General features: G+C 57.7%; 13 protein-coding genes. 9 read left to right on the forward strand and 4 right to left on the reverse strand.

The window, feature by feature from the left end:
- Window positions 1–8: 8 nt before the first annotated feature.
- Entirely contained in the window at window positions 9–1,217 is a 1,209-nt protein-coding gene (gene hutI / locus HYQ67_RS12185; protein ID WP_202303953.1) for an imidazolonepropionase, read from the forward strand.
- On the forward strand, window positions 1,210–2,013 hold the full coding sequence (hutG, locus tag HYQ67_RS12190) for an N-formylglutamate deformylase (RefSeq protein ID WP_202303954.1): 804 nt from the start codon (window positions 1,210–1,212) through the stop codon (window positions 2,011–2,013). Before hutI ends, hutG begins: the two co-directional genes overlap by 8 nt.
- 55 nt (window positions 2,014–2,068) lie before the next feature.
- On the opposite strand, the gene hmpA is transcribed toward hutG, so the two are convergent.
- Window positions 2,069–3,259 carry an NO-inducible flavohemoprotein gene (gene hmpA, locus HYQ67_RS12195; protein ID WP_202303955.1) on the reverse strand — a complete coding sequence of 397 codons (1,191 nt, stop codon included), beginning with the start codon at window positions 3,257–3,259 and terminating at the stop codon, window positions 2,069–2,071.
- Between the two features lie 326 nt (window positions 3,260–3,585).
- Here hmpA and glyA point away from each other — a divergent pair, with 326 nt between their 5' ends.
- Complete coding sequence (glyA, locus tag HYQ67_RS12200; RefSeq protein ID WP_202303956.1) at window positions 3,586–4,839, forward strand: serine hydroxymethyltransferase; 1,254 nt, start codon at window positions 3,586–3,588, stop codon at window positions 4,837–4,839.
- Between the two features lie 130 nt (window positions 4,840–4,969).
- Here the strand turns inward: glyA and HYQ67_RS12205 are convergent, their stop codons facing one another.
- On the reverse strand, window positions 4,970–6,169 hold the full coding sequence (locus HYQ67_RS12205; RefSeq protein WP_202303957.1) for an ROK family protein: 1,200 nt from the start codon (window positions 6,167–6,169) through the stop codon (window positions 4,970–4,972).
- Window positions 6,170–6,284: 115 nt separating this feature from the next.
- Here HYQ67_RS12205 and HYQ67_RS12210 point away from each other — a divergent pair, with 115 nt between their 5' ends.
- The 4 genes from HYQ67_RS12210 (at window position 6,285) to HYQ67_RS12225 (ending at window position 13,208) form a co-directional block, all read left to right on the forward strand.
- A complete protein-coding gene (locus HYQ67_RS12210; RefSeq protein WP_202303958.1) occupies window positions 6,285–9,557 on the forward strand; it encodes a DUF5107 domain-containing protein in 3,273 nt (1,090 codons plus the stop codon).
- 85 nt (window positions 9,558–9,642) lie between these two features.
- Window positions 9,643–11,082, forward strand: a complete 1,440-nt coding sequence (locus tag HYQ67_RS12215) for a sugar porter family MFS transporter (RefSeq protein WP_202303959.1) — start codon at window positions 9,643–9,645, stop codon at window positions 11,080–11,082.
- Entirely contained in the window at window positions 11,082–11,903 is an 822-nt protein-coding gene (locus tag HYQ67_RS12220) for an aldose 1-epimerase (RefSeq protein ID WP_202303960.1), read from the forward strand. Before HYQ67_RS12215 ends, HYQ67_RS12220 begins: the two co-directional genes overlap by 1 nt.
- Before the next feature lie 171 nt (window positions 11,904–12,074).
- Window positions 12,075–13,208: a 3-phenylpropionate MFS transporter gene (locus HYQ67_RS12225; RefSeq protein ID WP_202303961.1), complete on the forward strand. Its 1,134-nt coding sequence runs from the start codon at window positions 12,075–12,077 to the stop codon at window positions 13,206–13,208.
- A gap of 38 nt (window positions 13,209–13,246) precedes the next feature.
- Here the strand turns inward: HYQ67_RS12225 and csiE are convergent, their stop codons facing one another.
- Complete coding sequence (gene csiE / locus HYQ67_RS12230; protein ID WP_202303962.1) at window positions 13,247–14,527, reverse strand: stationary phase inducible protein CsiE; 1,281 nt, start codon at window positions 14,525–14,527, stop codon at window positions 13,247–13,249.
- A 125-nt stretch (window positions 14,528–14,652) separates the two neighbouring features.
- Here csiE and HYQ67_RS12235 point away from each other — a divergent pair, with 125 nt between their 5' ends.
- Both HYQ67_RS12235 and HYQ67_RS12240 read left to right on the forward strand, forming a co-directional pair.
- Window positions 14,653–15,300 carry a DUF1007 family protein gene (locus HYQ67_RS12235; RefSeq protein ID WP_202303963.1) on the forward strand — a complete coding sequence of 216 codons (648 nt, stop codon included), beginning with the start codon at window positions 14,653–14,655 and terminating at the stop codon, window positions 15,298–15,300.
- Window positions 15,291–16,271, forward strand: coding sequence for a HoxN/HupN/NixA family nickel/cobalt transporter (locus HYQ67_RS12240; RefSeq protein ID WP_202303964.1), 981 nt, complete (start codon window positions 15,291–15,293; stop codon window positions 16,269–16,271). Before HYQ67_RS12235 ends, HYQ67_RS12240 begins: the two co-directional genes overlap by 10 nt.
- 75 nt (window positions 16,272–16,346) lie before the next feature.
- Here HYQ67_RS12240 and suhB read toward each other — a convergent pair whose 3' ends face one another.
- Window positions 16,347–17,150 carry an inositol-1-monophosphatase gene (suhB, locus tag HYQ67_RS12245; protein WP_202304063.1) on the reverse strand — a complete coding sequence of 268 codons (804 nt, stop codon included), beginning with the start codon at window positions 17,148–17,150 and terminating at the stop codon, window positions 16,347–16,349.
- Between the last annotated feature and the right edge of the window lie 53 nt (window positions 17,151–17,203).

Consider the following 17,203-nt stretch of genomic DNA (forward strand, 5'->3'; position numbering starts at 1 on the left):
AGGTGCATATGTATACCCTTTGGCATCATTGCCAGATAGCCACCATGGAAGGTGGCAAGTACCACCTGCTGACAGATGGCGCAATGCTGACCCACAATGCCACATTGTTCTGGGTTGGCGATCGCCGGGATCTCCCGGACGTCAGCGTCGCCCGTGCTGTGGATTTAGAGGGGCGAGTCGTCACACCAGGGCTGGTGGATTGCCACAGCCATGCGGTGTTTGGCGGCGATCGCGCACGTGAATTTGAAATGCGTCTCAACGGGGCGAGCTACGCGGAAATCGCCGCGGCTGGCGGCGGCATTGCCAGCACGGTGAACGCCACGCGTCAGGCCAGTGAAAGCGAACTCTTTGCGAGCGCAAAACGACGCGTCAGCGCCTTGTGCAAAGATGGTGTCACCACGCTTGAGATTAAATCTGGCTACGGCCTGGATTTGGCCAACGAGCGCAAAATGCTGCGGGTGATCCGCAGGCTGGGCGAAGATCTTCCGCTTTCAATCCTTAGCACCTGCCTGGCGGCCCACGCGGTGCCGGTGGAGTATCAGGGGCGGGCGGATGAGTGGATAAGCTATATCTGTGAAACGCTGCTGCCTGAACTTCATGCTGAAGGGCTGGTGGGTGCGGTGGATGCGTTTTGCGAGCACCTGGCCTTTTCGCCCGCCCAGGTGGAGCAAGTTTTCCAGACAGCAAAGCGGCTGGGATTACCGGTAAAACTTCATGCAGAGCAGCTGTCGCTCCAGCACGGCGCGGCGCTGGCCGCACGCTTCCAGGCTTTGTCTGCCGATCATCTGGAGTATCTGTGTGAGGAAGATATTGTCGAGATGGCCCGTCAGGGGACGGTAGCCGTCCTGCTGCCCGGCGCTTACTACTTCCTGCGCGAGAAACAGCTGCCGCCGGTGGAGCTGCTGCGTCAGCACAGCGTCCCGATTGCTCTGGCCAGTGACTTAAACCCTGGGACGTCGCCGGTGCTCTCCCTGCGTCTGATGATGAACATGGCCTGCACGCTGTTCCGCATGACGCCGGAAGAGGCGCTGGCGGCGGTGACCCTCAACGGGGCGAAAGCGCTGGGGCTGGACGACAAGTGCGGCTCGCTGGCGGCAGGTAAGGAAGCCAGTTTTGTCGCGTGGGATGTTCATCACCCGGCGGAGTTGAGCTACTGGCTGGGTGGGACGCTCTCAAAACAGGTTATCTATAAAGGAGAGGAGGTTTATCGTGATTAAGGCCTTTGATTTTCAGCAGGGAACCCTGCCGCTGCTGGTGAGTATGCCCCATCCGGGCACGTTGCTTACTCCGGCAATTGCCAGCGGGCTGACGCCAAGAGCGCAGCGCCTGGAAGATACCGACTGGCATATTCCTGAGCTCTATCAGCCCATTGCCGAAATGGGGGCCAGCACGCTGTGCGCCCGCTACTCTCGTTATGTGGTGGATATCAACCGTCCGCCGGACGATAAGCCGCTGTACAGCACGGCAACGACGGGACTGTTTACCGATATTTTCTTCGACGGTGAGCCTATTTTTGAGCAAGGCCGCGCGCCGGATGCGGCGACGAAAGCCGACATTCTCAACACCCTTTGGCAGCCTTATCATCAGCAGCTGGCAGACGAGCTGATGCGCCTGCAGGATAAGTTTGGCTACGCGCTGCTGCTGGACGCCCACTCCATTAAATCCGTGGTGCCGCGCCTGTTTGAAGGCCGCCTGCCGGATCTGAACTTCGGCACCGCCGAGGGTGCCAGCTGTTCGCCGCAGCTCAGCCAGTCGCTGCTGGCGTGCTGTGAGGATTTCCCGCAGTACAGCCGGGTGCTCAACGGCCGCTTTAAGGGAGGGTATATCACCCGCCATCACGGCAATCCTGAACAGCATATTCACGCGGTGCAGCTGGAAATGGCCCAGTGCTGCTATATGGATGAGGAGAGTTTTGAGTATCTGCCCGAGAAAGCCGGTCAGATGCAGCAGCTGCTGGAACGGTTGGTGGCTACGGCATTGCGGTGGGGCAAGGAGAGATACGATAAGCGCTAAGAGGGGCTGGCGTTTCCCGATCGAGCCAGTCGATCGGGAACGTGAAGGAGAAAAGTTACATCACCTTATGCGGGCCAAAGCATTCGTAGTGAATACGATCCTGCTCAACGCCCAGCCTGACGAGCTGTTCCGCGGCAAAACGCATAAAGTTCACCGGGCCGCAAAGATAGAACTGCATAGCCGGCGCGCTGATTTTGCCTTCCTGAGCCAGCAAATCCATTAAGCCTTCGCTGTCGAATTTCGCCTGCGCGCGGTCGCTTTCTGCAGGCGTGCGATACCAGACGTGGCGCGTAAAGTTCGGCAGTTTTTCACCAGTGGCCTCCACTTCATCTGCAAAAGCATGCACGTCGCCGTTGTCCGCCGCGTGGAACCAGTTTACCTGAGCGTTATGGGCGCTGTTTGCCAGCGTATCCAGCATTGCCAGCATTGGCGTCTGGCCTACGCCTGCGGAAATCAGGGTGACCGGCGTCTGCGGCGCAACGTCCATAAAGAAATCACCGGCAGGGGAGGCGAGATAAATTTCATCCCCCACGTTCGCGTGATTGTGCAGCCAGTTTGATACCTGGCCCAGCTCTTCACGCTTCACCGCAATGCGGTAAGTTTTGCCGTCTGGTTTGCGGGTCAGGGAATACTGACGAATTTCCTGATGCGGGAAGCCTTCCGGCTTCAACCACACGCCGAGGTACTGGCCTGGCTGATAATCGGCAACCGGCTGACCATCGACGGGAGCAAATTCGAAGCTGGTGATAAGCGCGCTTTGCGGGGCTTTCTTGACGATGCGGAAAGCACGGGTGCCTTCCCAGCCGCCGTTTTTGGCAGCGTTAGTCTGATAGATTTCGGCTTCACGGTTAATAAACACCCCCGCCAGCACGCCATACGCTTTCCCCCACGCATCCAGCACTTCCTGACCTGGGCTAAACATCTCATCAAGCGTCGCCAGCAGGTGTCCGCCAACGATGTCGTACTGCTCAGGCTTGATCTGGAAGCTGGTGTGTTTCTGGGCGATTTTCTCTACCGCAGGCAGCAGCACCGCAAGGTTTTCAATATTGGTGGCGTAGGCGCAAATCGCGTTGAACAGCGCTTCACGCTGGTCACCATTGCGCTGGTTGCTCATATTAAAGATCTCTTTCAGCTCGGGGTTGTGGCTGAACATCCGATCGTAGAAATGGGCGGTTAGCTTTGGGCCGGTGGCGGCAAGCAGGGGAATGGTGGATTTCACAACGGCGATGGTTTGTGCATCAAGCATGAGGCGCTCCTGATTATCGAGGGGATTTCTTTAAGTTGTATTTTATATGCATGTTATAAGCAAATACCGCTACGTTGTAAAGGGTCTATTTTGTTACCCGCCTCGCAGTAATGAATTTTTCGCATGGCGCAGATGAAGAAATATCCTGATTTTGCGGCCAGCCCTTTTGCCATCAAACCCTTGTAGGGCGGGGTGCCAATCGTTTGCGTAAAAACCTCTGTCAAGACCTATCCCCTGCTGCCAATTCAGTTTACACTGTTGCCCGTCGCCCAATCCGGGCCCCCTTTCGGGGTAAAATTTTTACCGTTAGCTGAGTGGAGATGCGAATGTTAAAGCGTGAAATGAACATTGCCGATTATGACGCCCAACTGTGGCAGGCTATGGAGCAAGAAAAAGTACGTCAGGAAGAGCACATTGAACTGATCGCCTCCGAAAACTACACCAGCCCTCGCGTGATGCAGGCACAGGGTTCTCAGCTGACCAACAAATACGCTGAAGGGTATCCGGGCAAGCGTTACTACGGCGGCTGTGAATACGTCGACGTGGTAGAGCAGCTGGCTATCGACCGTGCTAAAGAGCTGTTTGGCGCAGATTATGCCAACGTGCAGCCGCACTCCGGCTCCCAGGCTAACTTCGCGGTCTACACCACTCTGCTGGAGCCAGGCGACACCGTACTGGGCATGAACCTGGCGCACGGCGGCCACCTGACCCACGGCTCCCCGGTAAACTTCTCCGGCAAGCTTTATAACATCGTGCCTTACGGCATCGATGAATCCGGCCATATCGATTATGCGGACCTGGAAAAACAGGCGAAAGCCCACAAGCCGAAAATGATCATCGGCGGCTTCTCTGCCTATTCCGGTGTGGTTGACTGGGCAAAAATGCGTGAAATCGCCGACATGGTTGGTGCTTACCTGTTCGTGGACATGGCCCACGTGGCTGGTCTGATTGCGGCTGGCGTTTACCCTAACCCGGTTCCACATGCGCACGTTGTTACCACCACCACTCACAAAACGCTGGCTGGCCCACGCGGCGGTCTGATCCTCGCCAACGGCGGCAGCGAAGAGCTGTATAAGAAACTGAACTCCGCCGTCTTCCCGGGCGCGCAGGGCGGCCCGCTGATGCACGTTATCGCCGGTAAAGCGGTGGCGCTGAAAGAGGCGATGGAGCCAGAGTTCAAAACCTACCAGCAGCAGGTTGCTAAAAACGCGAAAGCGATGGTTTCCGTCTTCCTGGACCGCGGCTACAAAGTGGTTTCCGGCGGCACCGACAACCACCTGTTCCTGCTGGACCTGGTTGATAAGAACCTGACCGGTAAAGAAGCCGATGCCGCTCTGGGCCGCGCTAACATCACCGTTAACAAAAACAGCGTGCCAAACGATCCGAAGAGCCCGTTTGTGACTTCCGGTATCCGTATCGGGACGCCAGCGGTGACTCGTCGCGGCTTTAACGAAGCGGACGTTCGCGAGCTGGCTGGCTGGATGTGTGACGTGCTGGACAATATCAACGACGAAGCGACAATCGAACGTACGAAGAACAAAGTACTCGAGATCTGCGCTCGCCTGCCGGTATACGCGTAAGTTATCTGTGGTTTGTCGGATGACGCTTTGCTTATCCGACCTACGGAACTGCTGGCTCTTGTAGGGTGGATAAGCGATAGCGTCATCCACCGAAATGTCATCCGTCTGAAGGCCGCGCAAGCGGCCTTTTTTATTGCTCAGCGCTCAGCGCCTCCTCGACATACAAATAGCCAATGCCCATCACCTGCTGGGGACGGGTTAGCTGGCCGAAGCCTATCTGTGTGGCGTTCACCTTCAGGGCATCGCCGTGGTCAAACGGGTTGAACCCTATCTGCCGGTTAATGGTGGCCAGCCACGTCTCGCCAAAACCGCAGCTCCTGCCGTAAAACCAAATCTGATTGATGTTCAAAATATTCAGGAAGTTATAGAGGCTCAGGCCAATGGCGTTGGCGGCATTTTCTACCCAGCGCCGAACCTGTTCGTCCCCTTCGTGCCAGGCGCTGATAAGCTGCGTGGCGGTGACAGAGTCTGGATCCCGCAGCTGGGAATCAGGCTGTGACTTCAGCCAGATACGCGCCTGCTTTTTCAACGCGGAAAGCGAGGCGACGGTTTCCAGGCAGCCGTAGCGTCCGCAGTTGCAGGCCATGCCGTCCGGGTTAACGATGGTGTGCCCGATTTGCCCGCTGCCGTACAGGCTGCCGCGATAAATCTGCCCGTTAATCACGAACGACGAGCCGATGCCGTAATCGACGTTGATCACGCAGAAATCCTGACGGTTGCCGGGATTCTGCCACTTTTCCGCCAGCGCCAGCATCACGCAGTCGTTATCCAGCCGCACCGTGATCCCCAGCTTCTCCTCCAGCAGATACTTTATCTCCAGCGGTTCGCGCCAGGGGGCCTGCGGCATGGTCTGCGATACGCCCGTCACCGGATCGACCTGGCCGTGAATGCCCAGCGCCAGATTGATTCTCTGCTTAGGCCAAACCTTACGCTGCTGCTGCCAGATCCCTTCGATGGCTGCCAGCAGCGCCTGCGGCGTCATCGCATTAACCTGGATGCGCTCAAAATTCCCCAGTGCGGAGAGCTGGGCGTTGCAAAGCTGGCTTTCGATGCTGGTGGGCGTCACGTTCATACACAGGATGTAGTCGCCCTCGGGAGGGATCTGATAGCTGCCGCTGTTGATCCCCCGGTTGCTGAGATTTTCGGCGGAGTGGCTGAGTTTGCCGTCGGTGACCAGCTCCTCAAGGATCTTACTGACCGCCGGGATCGACAGGCCGGTCAGCTGGGCGAACTGCGATTTGCTCAGGCGCTTATGCTGCCAGACCAGCTTCAGCAGCGTCTGCCGGTTGAGGTGCCTTACCCGCTGGTTATTCAATCCCGAACTGTGCATTTCACTAAACTCCGTTAACTGTATTGCGTGAGCATTAAGCGCTTTCGGCCTGAGCGAGTTCTCTACACTGCAAACATATCGTATTTCACTATGAATTGTTTACTGGAGAAGAGAAATGTACGGAGCCGTTACTGTCAGGCAGGATACCGTCACTTTGCCCACCTGGACCCTCGGGGCAGAAGATCCGAATCCAATGTTTCTGGAGAATCGCGTTTACCAGGGCTCGTCCGGCGCGGTTTATCCCTACGGCGTTATCGACACGCTGACCGGCAAGCGCGAAATGCGCGACTATCAGGCCGTGTGGATTGAGAACGATTTTATCCGCGTCATGCTGCTGCCGGAGCTGGGTGGACGTATCCATCGCGCTTACGACAAAGTGATGGAGCGTGATTTCGTCTATTACAACGAGGTCGTTAAACCCGCACTGGTGGGGCTGGTGGGCCCGTGGATTTCCGGCGGTATCGAGTTTAACTGGCCGCAGCACCACCGCCCAACGACCTTCATGGCGGTGGACGTGACCTTCCAGCAGCGCGAAAACGGCGCGCAGACCGTCTGGCTCGGTGAAGTGGAGCCGATGCGCGGTTTGCAGGTGATGACCGGTTTCACGCTCTACCCGGATAAAGCACTAATTGAAATCACCGGTAAAGTGTTCAACGGCAACGCCACGCCGCGTCATTTCCTGTGGTGGGCCAACCCGGCGGTGAAAGGCGGAGACGATCATCAGAGCGTCTTCCCACCGGATGTCACGGCGGTCTTCGACCACGGCAAGCGTGACGTTTCCGCTTTCCCGATTGCCCACGGCACCTACTACAAAGTGGATTACTCGGCAGGCGTGGATATCTCCCGCTATAAAAACATCCCGGTGCCGACATCCTACATGGCCGACAAGTCTGACTACGATTTCGTTGGCGCTTACCATCATGGCGAAAAGGGCGGGCTGCTGCACATTGCCGACCATCATGTTTCGCCGGGTAAGAAACAGTGGACGTGGGGCAACTGCGACTTTGGGCTGGCCTGGGACCGCAACCTGACCGACAGCAACGGCCCGTATATTGAGCTGATGACCGGCGTGTTCACCGACAACCAGCCGGACTTCACCTGGCTTGCTCCTTATGAAGAGAAAGTCTTCGTTCAGAACTTCCTGCCGTACAGCCAGCTTGGCACTCTGCAAAACGCCAACACCCGGGCGGCGGTGAAGCTGGAACGCCACAACGGGCAGCTTCAGCTCGGCGTCTACGCCATTGCTCCACTGAGTCAGGCAACGCTTGAGATGACGGCGGAAGGGAAAACGATCTGGAAAACAGGGCTGTCATTGCAGCCCGCGCAAGCCTGGCAGGACAGCATTCAGGATAGCTGGCCGCAACGATTAACCCTTAATCTGCGCGATGCGCAGGGCAATATTATCCTCAGCTACTGCGAACACGTTGCCGCCGAGCTGCCGCTGCCGCAGCCGGCAAGCGTCCCGGCCAAACCGCAGGACATCACTAACTGCGACGAGCTGTATTTCATTGGCCAGCATCTGGAGCAGTATCTGCACGCCAGCCGTTCGGCGTTCGATTACTACCAGCGGGCGCTGGAGCTGGATCCGCAGGACTACCGCTGTAACGTCGCGCTGGGTACGCTGGAATTTAACCGGGGGAACTGGACGCTGGCAGAAAAACTTGCGGATGCCGCCCTTCAACGCGGCCATCGCCTTAACAAGAACCCGCAGAACGGCGATGCCAGCATGCTGCGCGCGGGGGCGAAAGAGCGTCAGGGGGACGAGCAGGGCGCATTTGATGACTACTTCAAAGCCAGCTGGAGCGGCAACTGCCGTGATGCGGCGTTCTACGCTCTGGCGCGTCTTGCGATGCGCAAAGGGGACGCCGACCAGGCGCTGGCCTTTGTCTCGCAAAGCCTGAAATTTAACGCCAGCAATAATCTGGCAATGGGGCTGAAGGCGCTGGCGTTACACCAGACGGGAGCGAGCAGTCAGGCGCTGGCCTGGATAAGTCAGCAGCTGGAAGAGTACCCGTTAAGTTACGCTTTGCATTATGCACGCTGGGCCATTACACAAAGTCCTGCCGATAAAGCTGAACTGCTGCGGGTGACCGGGCAGCGTGGCGCGAACGCCAGTATTCTGGCGGGCTGGTTGGTAGGTATGGGGGCGGAAGCCGCCGCGAAAGCGATGCTGGCCGCGCTAGATTCACAGGAAGCCATGCCTTTGCTCTGGCAGGCTGCGCTTGCCGAAGGTGAGGCGCGACAGCCCTTCCTGACGCTTGCACAGCAGCGTTTTGCCGCCAAAGTCCGCTTCCCGAACACGCTGGATGAAATGCAGATGCTTCAGCGCCTGCCGCAGGACGGCTTTGCTCAGTACCTACTCGGCTGCTTCTGGTACAGCAAACGTCGCTATCACGAGGCCGTGGAGTGCTGGACATTCACCGCTAAACAGCTGCCGCAATTTGGCCCGGTGCAGCGCGTACTGGGCATTCATGCATGGAACAAAAAGCACGATGCGCAGCTTGCCGAACGCTATCTGCAACGTGCCGTTGAGCTGGAGCCGGATAACGCCCGCTTCCTGTTCGAACTCGACTATCTGCAAAAACTTACCGCTCGCCCAACGGAACAGCGTCTGGAGCTGCTGGCTTCACGCCGCGATGTGGTGCTTAAGCGCGACGACCTCACCGCCGAACTGCTCAGCCTGTGGAATATCCACGGCCAGACCGAGGCCGCCGCTCAGGTGCTTGCCGAGCGTAAATTCCATCCGTGGGAGGGCGGGGAAGGCAAAATCACCGGCCAGTACCTGATCAACCTGCAGCGACGCGCCCTGAAATGCATTGCGGATAAGCAGTATGCCCAGGCTGAGACGCTGCTGAACCAGGCGCTTAGCTATCCGGAGAATCTGGGAGAAGGCCGTCTGGTTGGCCAGAGCGATAACGATATCTGGTATCTGCTGGGCTGGTGCGCCACGCAGCGCCAGCACTTCGAACGTGCGCAGGCCTGTTTTAGCCGCGCGCTGGAGGGCGGATCGACGCTGGAAGCCGGACGCTACTACAACGACCAGCCGGTGGATTATCTGTTCTATCAGGCGATGGCGCTTGCCCGTTCAGGTGAGGTCGTGGAGGCGGGGCAGCAGTTCCGCCACTTTCTCTCCTGGGCCGATGAGCACCGTAACGACCGGGTAGAGCCAGATTTCTTCGCCGTCTCCCTGCCCGATCTGGTGGCGCTGGATGCCGATCTCCAGGCAAAACATCAGCAGCACTGCCTGTTTGTCGCCGCTCTTGGGCATCTGGGATTAGGGCAGCTTACCGAGTTTGAAACAGTCCTTAAGACCTTGCTTACGCAAAACCCTGCTCATGATAAAGCCCACCTGCTGCGGCTTGCCGCGCAGCAGGCTGTCTTTGCATGAGTCTGATATAACAAAAACGGCGGGTGGCAATCGCAAGATGCACGCCCGCTCCTCTGTATCTCTACAAGAATAATGAGGAACGACCATGAATACTGTGCAGACAAAACTACACATGGGGTATGTCTGGACCATCTGTCTGGTGGCCGCCTGTGGCGGGCTGCTGTTTGGCTATGACTGGGTGGTGATCGGCGGCGCGAAACCGTTTTATGAGGCCTATTTTTCCATTACTGACCCGGCACAGTCCGGCTGGGCAATGAGCTCGGCGCTGGCGGGCTGCGTGTTTGGCGCGCTGATCTCCGGCTGGTGTGCGGATCGCTTCGGGCGCAAATTGCCGTTAATGCTCTCCGCCATCCTGTTCACCGCTTCGGCGTGGGGGACGGCGCTGGCCACCAACTTTGACATGTTTATCGTCTATCGTATTGTCGGCGGCGTGGGGATTGGCCTTGCCTCGGCGCTAAGCCCTATGTACATCGCCGAAGTCAGCCCTGCGGCTAAACGCGGTAAGTTCGTTGCTATTAACCAGCTGACCATCGTGATTGGCGTGCTGGCCGCTCAGCTCATCAACCTGATGATCGCCGAGCCGGTGGCCGCGTCGGCAACCATGCAGCAGATCACCCAAACCTGGAACGGCCAGGTGGGCTGGCGCTGGATGTTTGGGGCCGAGCTGGTGCCCGCCCTGGCCTTTCTGGTGCTGATGTTTTTTGTCCCGGAATCGCCTCGCTGGCTGGCCCGCGCGGGTAAAAACGAACGTGCGCACCAGATGCTCAAACGCATCGGCAACCAGAGCTACGCGGATGAGACGCTAAAAGAGATTCAGCAAACGCTCAGCCAGGACAACCAGAAAGTTTCCTGGTCTGCGCTCTGGCAGCCGCAGGTTAAACCTATCATCATCATCGGCATGGTGCTGGCGGTTTTCCAGCAGTGGTGCGGGATTAACGTCATCTTTAACTATGCGCAGGAGATTTTTGCCTCCGCCGGTTTCGACATCAACAGCACCCTGAAATCCATTGTGGCAACGGGCCTGATCAACCTGATCTTTACCATTATCGCGCTGCCGCTGGTGGACAAAATCGGCCGTCGGAAGCTGATGCTGTTTGGCGCTGCGGGCCTGACAATTATCTATGCGCTGATAGGGGCGGCTTATGGTCTGGGCATCATGGGCCTGCCGGTATTAATCCTCGTGCTGGCGGCGATTGCCATCTACGCGCTGACGCTGGCCCCGGTCACCTGGGTTCTGCTGTCTGAGATCTTCCCTAACCGCGTGCGCGGTCTGGCAATGTCTTTGGGGACGCTGGCGCTGTGGGTTGCCTGCTTCCTGCTGACCTATACCTTCCCGTTACTGAACGCCGGCCTGGGCGCGGCGGGGAGCTTCCTGCTGTACGGCGTGATTTGTGCGGCTGGTTTTGTCTACGTCCGCCGCTATGTGCCGGAAACCAAAGGTGTAAGTCTGGAGGCGCTGGAAGCCCGTATGGCGAAACAACACGGTGATGCGGCTGAAGCCCGTGCTCATCGAGCGGCGCACTGATGGACAGGCTGCTGCTTGAAAATGACTTTCTGCGTTTAGCCGTCGCCCCTCAGGGGGCGGCGATCCTCAGCCTTGAGTCGCTGGAACATCAGCAGCCTGTTCTTCACCCCGGCGAAAAGGCGATGTTCCCGATGCTGCCGCTGGCCAACCGCGTGGCTGAAAATCGTTTTCCGCTGCATGATGACATCGTTGAACTGCCAAAAAGCCCGGTAGATGAGCGCTTCTTTTTGCATGGCGACGGCTGGACGCGGCGCTGGCAGGTTGCAAGTGATGGCAGTCACCAGCTCGTGTTGACGCTGCGCAGCAGGCACGATTGCGGGTTTGATTATCAGGCCCGGCTGAGTTACCGGCTGGAGGGGAGGCGGTTTTTCGCTGAGCTGGAACTGACGCACGTGGGCGTACAGCCCATGGTTTACGGCCTGGGAATGCATCCGTTTTTCCATCTCACGCCCGAAACCCGCATCCAGTTTGGCGCGACGGGATTCTGGCCGGAAGGAGAGCTGCATTTGCCGCAAGCCTGGCAAGGCGTGCTGACCCCGCAGACTGATTTCACCGAGCCGAAAGTCCCGGAAAATCAATGGCTGAACGTAGGCTACTCCGGCTGGAGCGGAAAAGCGCTGATCGACAGCGGCACTATGCAAGTTCAGCTCAGCAGCGGCTCGCCGTATCTCATGGTCTTTCGCATGGCCGACGAACCCTTTATCTGCCTTGAGCCACAAAGCCATCCCGTTAACGCCCACAATATGCCGGGCCAGCCGGGGTTGGTATTATTAGGTGAGGGTGAAACGACGCGTCTGGCAATGGACATTACGGTTTCGTAGTTTCGTCGGTCGGATAAGCGAAGCGCCATCCGATGTTCCCTGTAACTATCGCTGGCGCTTACCCGACAAAAAAGAAAACCCTTTTAATTTAAGGTGTTATTGTTCTGTTAATGATTACTTGCAAGCCTTCCTGCTCTCCCCCACACTAGCGCCACGAAAACGGGAGGGATCATGAGTTTGCATTCAACGCGCTGGCTGGCGCTCGGTTACTTTACCTACTTCTTTAGCTACGGTGTTTTTCTGCCATTCTGGAGCGTCTGGCTGGCCGGGATAGGGCTTCCGCCCGAAACGATAGGTCTGCTGTTAGGCGCCGGATTAATCGCCCGTTTTCTTGGTAGTTTATTGTTAGCCCCCCGCGTTACCGACCCCTCCCGACTCGTTTTTGCTTTACGCCTCCTCGCGCTTCTCACCTTACTTTTTGCCGTTGCCTTCTGGTTCGGCCAAACGGCCACGTGGCTGCTGGTAGTGATGGTTGGTTTTAACCTCTTTTTCTCACCGCTGGTGCCGCTTACTGACGCGCTGGCAGGTACCTGGCAGAAGCAAATCACCATGGATTACGGGCGGGTGCGCCTGTGGGGCTCGCTGGCCTTCGTGATTGGCTCGGCGATGACCGGCAAGCTGGTCAGCATGTTCAGCTATCAGGCGATTCTGGTGCTGCTGAGTATTGGCGTGGCGTCGATGCTGATTGGTATGATGCTGCGGCCTTCCGTAATGCCGCAGGGTGAGGCGAGGCACAAAGAGGCGGCGGGCTGGCAGGCGTGGAAGAAGCTGGTGCTCAGCTCATGGCGTTTTCTGGCCTGCGTCTCGCTGCTGCAGGGCGCGCACGCGGCCTACTATGGTTTCAGCGCCATTTACTGGCAGGGCGCAGGGTATTCCGCTTCAACCGTGGGCTATCTGTGGTCGCTGGGCGTGGTGGCGGAGATCGTTATCTTTGCGCTGAGTAATAAGCTGTTCCGCCGCTGGAGCGCACGCGACCTGCTGCTGCTGTCGTGCGTGGCGGGCATTATCCGCTGGAGCTTGATGGGCTGGACGACAGAGCTGCCGTGGCTGCTGGTGGCGCAGATCCTCCACTGCGGCAGCTTCACCGTCTGCCACCTTGCCGCCATGCGTTATATCTCGGCGCGGCAGGGCAACGAGGTGATTCGTTTGCAGGCGGTCTATTCCGCGGTGGCGATGGGCGGCGGCATCGCCGTGATGACGATGTTCTCCGGCTTCCTGTACCAGCATATGCACGGCGGGGTGTTCTGGATAATGGCGGTAGTGGCGCTGCCCGCGCTGGTGCTGCGACCTAAAGTTCAGGTATAGGTTTCGTAGGTCGGAAAAGCGCAAGCGCCATCCGACGTTTAACCTTCCAGGATCTCACGAATACGCTGCTGCATATGTTCCCCAAGCGGCAGCGTGGCGTGCAGCAGCGGCGGGGAGTAAAGCGGCAGGCTGGTGGAGTAGGGCGTGATCACCAGCACCACTTCTTTCGGCGCGCCCTCTTTCTGAAAGCCGTGTACCGTCAGGTGTTTTATATTCAGCGGCAAAAGGGTCAGCTCACGGAGCTGCTGCTCAATCTGCTGCTCCAGCTCGAGATTGTTCCCCGTCAGCAGCAGCACCTGTTTCTCCTGTAAATCGTTCTCCTGCATCAGCCACGCGCCAAAAATCACCGCCACCAGACCCATCTCTTCATCGGAAAATCGCACGCCGTAGTCAGTTTCAAACTGGCTGAATGCTTCACGGGTGGTGCGCATCAGTTTAGGATACAGACGGGTTATCTCTTCCGGCAGGCTGTTGTCGATGCCGATGGCAAACAGGCTGCGGTCCAGCGCCTGGGCCAGGTGAATATAAAGCTGATCGCTCAGCCCCTGCTCATCGCTGAACGACATGCCTGCCAGATCGCGAAAGCGGCCGATGGTCCGGGAAATCGAGGTGCGCAGGCGCACATCCTGCTCATGGTCGTCGCGGATAGGGTCCGGCATGCGCAGCATCTGGAAAAGCAGCGCCAGAAACAGCTGTTCGTCTTCATGCGCGGGCAGGCGAACGCGGCGTGTCCAGTGGCGGGCGATATCCTGGGCTGCGAGGAATTCCGGGCGTGCCCGAGTCCACTCCCTTTGCCGATCGTTAAACTCGGGCGTTACGCCAAGCTGATGCTGATGCAGGCAATACTGCAAATAGAGGCTCAGAAACTGCATGTCACGGCTGTCGAACTGACGCTGGAGGCGTCGGGCGCACAGGCTGACCAGCGCCTGGAGATTGGTTTCGTCGTACAGGGCTTTGGCTATCCCCTGGCGTCTTAGCTGCTCTTTCAGCGTCGGGGCAAAATGCTGCTGAACAAAATGCGGGCACAGCCGCAGGCCCCGGCGAAGCCAGTGAAGTAAACAGAGGCGGCGGTCGAGTGCGGTGCCTTCAATCCGGTAGCTGCCATCGGGCTCAGTGATCATAGCGAGACGGTGATAACGCTGGATTTCATCACCCGTGTCGGCTATATCTTGCAGGGCTTTGTGACTGTCCACCCCGTTAATCCTGCCCAGGATCTCCGGTGTGACCGTGAGGCCAGGCAGGTAGAGCATTAAGAGCAGGTGGCAGCGGCGCTGCGGACTGGAGAGCACAGATGGTGGTGGGGAGAGCAATGTCATCATCCGTCAGGTCCAGTTAAATTGAGTATTGCTAAGGATAGCTAAAGCTTTTGCAGGAGATCGTAGCGGCAGGGGTTTTTAATTACGGAATCTTGACTGGCTCACAGAATTTTTGATCTAAGGGTTATATGCACGTGAAAACGGGTTGGACGAAAGGGACTATCATACTGGCTTCGGCGCTCCTGGCGCCCGCTGCGCTGGCACACCCGCACAGTTTCATTTCGCTGGCCTCTACCGTGATGGCGGATAAGGGCCAGATGACCGGCCTTAAAATGGTCTGGACGATGGATGAAATCACTTCAGCGGATCTACTGTATGACGCAGGGGACGCGAAGCCGGACTCCCCCGTGTGGAAGAAGCTTGCCGCAGAAGTGATGGCCAACGTGCTGGGCCAGCACTACTTCACCGAGTTCTGGCACAACGGCGAAAAGGTGAAATTCAACAATCTCCCTACGGAATATAGCCTGAAAGATGTCGACCATCAGGCCGTGCTGACTTTCGTGCTGCCGCTGGCGCACCCGCAGCCTTTAAAAGGGCAGACTTATACCTTTTCTACCTTCGATCCGACCTACTTTGTCGATATGAGCTACGACAAACCAACGGATGCCCGCCTGAGTGATGAGTTAACTGCGGGCTGTCATATTGCCGTCAAAACGCCGCAGCCTACTCAGGATATGCAGGCGTTTGCGCTGTCGCTGGATAAGGCCGATGCACCGCCGGAAGATATGGAACTGGGTAAACAGTTTGCCCAGCAGGTGACCGTCCAGTGTCAGTAATCTCTTCATCGAAACCCGCTCCTCGCCGCTGGCTGCATTTGTGGCCGCTGGCGCTCTTTGCGCTGCTGACCACGGCGGCGTTATATCTGCTCTGGCATTACTGGCCGCAGATTTTGCTCAACAGCGCCGCGTGGCAGAAAACCATCAACCAGCAGTTAAGTAGCCTGCTGCGTCAGGTGGCGGAGAACCCGACGCGGGCGGGCTGGTCTTTGCTTTCGTTCAGCTTTATCTACGGCGTGCTTCACGCGCTTGGGCCGGGGCATGGCAAAGTTGTGATAACCACCTGGCTTGCCACGCATCCTTCACGGCTTAAAAGCAGTCTCAAACTTACCTTCGCCGCCTCGCTTTTACAGGGGCTGGTGGCAATAGCTCTGGTCGTGGTGGTGTTGGTTATTTTACAGCTACCTTCCCGGCAGTTGCATATGAGCAGCTTCTGGCTGGAGAAGGGAAGCTATCTGCTGGTGGGCGTGCTGGGGCTGATGCTGGCTCTGCGGGCGTTGAAAAAATTACGTTCGGTTCTGCGCAGGCCTAAATTTACTGCTTTTACGCCGCATCATGTTCATGACGCAAAGTGCGGCTGCGGGCATCAGCACCTACCAACGGAAAAACAGCTGGCCGCCGGGGAGGACTGGCGGGCGCGCCTGATGATCGTGCTTTCTATGGGGATGCGGCCATGTTCCGGGGCGATTATGGTGCTGTTGTTCAGCAAGGTGATCGGCGTGTTTAACTGGGGGATGCTGTCTGCTCTGGCGATGGCGGCGGGCACCTCGATAACCATCTCTGCTCTTGCGCTGCTGGTACACAGCTTCCGCACTTTCGCCGTCAAGGTCAGCGGTAATTCCGCACCTGTATTATGGCGACAGGTTGGCTGGGCAACGCTTGCCTTAGCAGGAAGTTTGATTCTGATTGTAGCGGCGGTGGTGATGTGGTTGAGTGCTCAACCTGCGGTGCGGGGGATAAGGCCTTTCTGATGCTTTGGGGGAGGGCGGAGTGCTTCCCCGCCCTGAAACAGCCGAAGCCATCCCGGGCGGGAAAGCTAACTGAGATTAACGCTTCAGCGCTTCGCTCAGTTCTTCACGCATACTCGCCAGCATGGCTTTGACGACGCGTGGGTTACCCGCAACGATGTTACCCGTCAGCAGGTGGTTGTGGCCACCGGTGAAATCGCACACCAGGCTGCCGGATTCACGAGCAATCAGTTCACCCGCGGCAAAATCCCACGGCTTCAGGCCAATTTCAAAGTAACCATCAACGCGACCTGCGGCAACGTAGGCCAGGTCAAGTGCTGCGGAACCGGTGCGGCGGAAGTCTGCACACTGGGTGAACAGTTTGCCGAGGATATTCATATAAGGCGTTGCGTGCTGTTTGGCTTTGAACGGGAAACCGGTCGCCAGAATAGTGCCGTCCAGGTCGCGAGCCGTGCTGCCGCGCAGACGATAACCGTTCAGCTGTGCGCCCTGACCGCGAACGGCAGAGAACAGCTCATTGCGCATTGGGTCATATACCACAGCAACTTCGGTGCGGCCTTTGACACGAACGGCAATGGAGACCGCGAAGTGCGGCAGACGTTTAATGAAGTTGGTGGTGCCATCCAGAGGATCGATAACCCATTGTACATCCGGCTCGCTACCCGCTAATTCGCCGGATTCTTCGGCGATAATGGTGTGGTTCGGGTAGGATTTACGGATGATTTCGATGATCAGACGCTCGGCGTCACGATCGACGTTAGTCACGAAATCGTTGCTACCCTTTTGGCTCGCTTCAACAGCGTCCGGGGTTTCGTAGTTTTTGGTAATTAAATTACCGGCCTTGCGCGCAGCGCGCACGGCGATGTTGAGCAGCGGGTGCAATGATCCCATCGGTATCTCTCTCACTGGATGTTAAAGAACGGAAAACGGGGCGG

The organism is Dryocola clanedunensis subsp. sulfonylureivorans (assembly GCF_016756775.1).
Lineage (GTDB): Bacteria > Pseudomonadota > Gammaproteobacteria > Enterobacterales > Enterobacteriaceae > Dryocola > Dryocola clanedunensis.

Bases quoted from the DNA above. Each gene is read 5' to 3' on its own strand.
- hutI (WP_202303953.1), top strand. From the start codon at position 9: ATGTATACCCTTTGGCATCATTGCCAGATAGCCACCATGGAAGGTGGC.
- hmpA (WP_202303955.1), bottom strand. From the start codon at position 3,259: ATGCTTGATGCACAAACCATCGCCGTTGTGAAATCCACCATTCCCCTG.
- glyA (WP_202303956.1), top strand. From the start codon at position 3,586: ATGTTAAAGCGTGAAATGAACATTGCCGATTATGACGCCCAACTGTGG.
- HYQ67_RS12205 (WP_202303957.1), bottom strand. From the start codon at position 6,169: ATGCACAGTTCGGGATTGAATAACCAGCGGGTAAGGCACCTCAACCGG.
- HYQ67_RS12210 (WP_202303958.1), top strand. From the start codon at position 6,285: ATGTACGGAGCCGTTACTGTCAGGCAGGATACCGTCACTTTGCCCACC.
- HYQ67_RS12215 (WP_202303959.1), top strand. From the start codon at position 9,643: ATGAATACTGTGCAGACAAAACTACACATGGGGTATGTCTGGACCATC.
- HYQ67_RS12220 (WP_202303960.1), top strand. From the start codon at position 11,082: ATGGACAGGCTGCTGCTTGAAAATGACTTTCTGCGTTTAGCCGTCGCC.
- HYQ67_RS12225 (WP_202303961.1), top strand. From the start codon at position 12,075: ATGAGTTTGCATTCAACGCGCTGGCTGGCGCTCGGTTACTTTACCTAC.
- csiE (WP_202303962.1), bottom strand. From the start codon at position 14,527: ATGATGACATTGCTCTCCCCACCACCATCTGTGCTCTCCAGTCCGCAG.
- HYQ67_RS12235 (WP_202303963.1), top strand. From the start codon at position 14,653: ATGCACGTGAAAACGGGTTGGACGAAAGGGACTATCATACTGGCTTCG.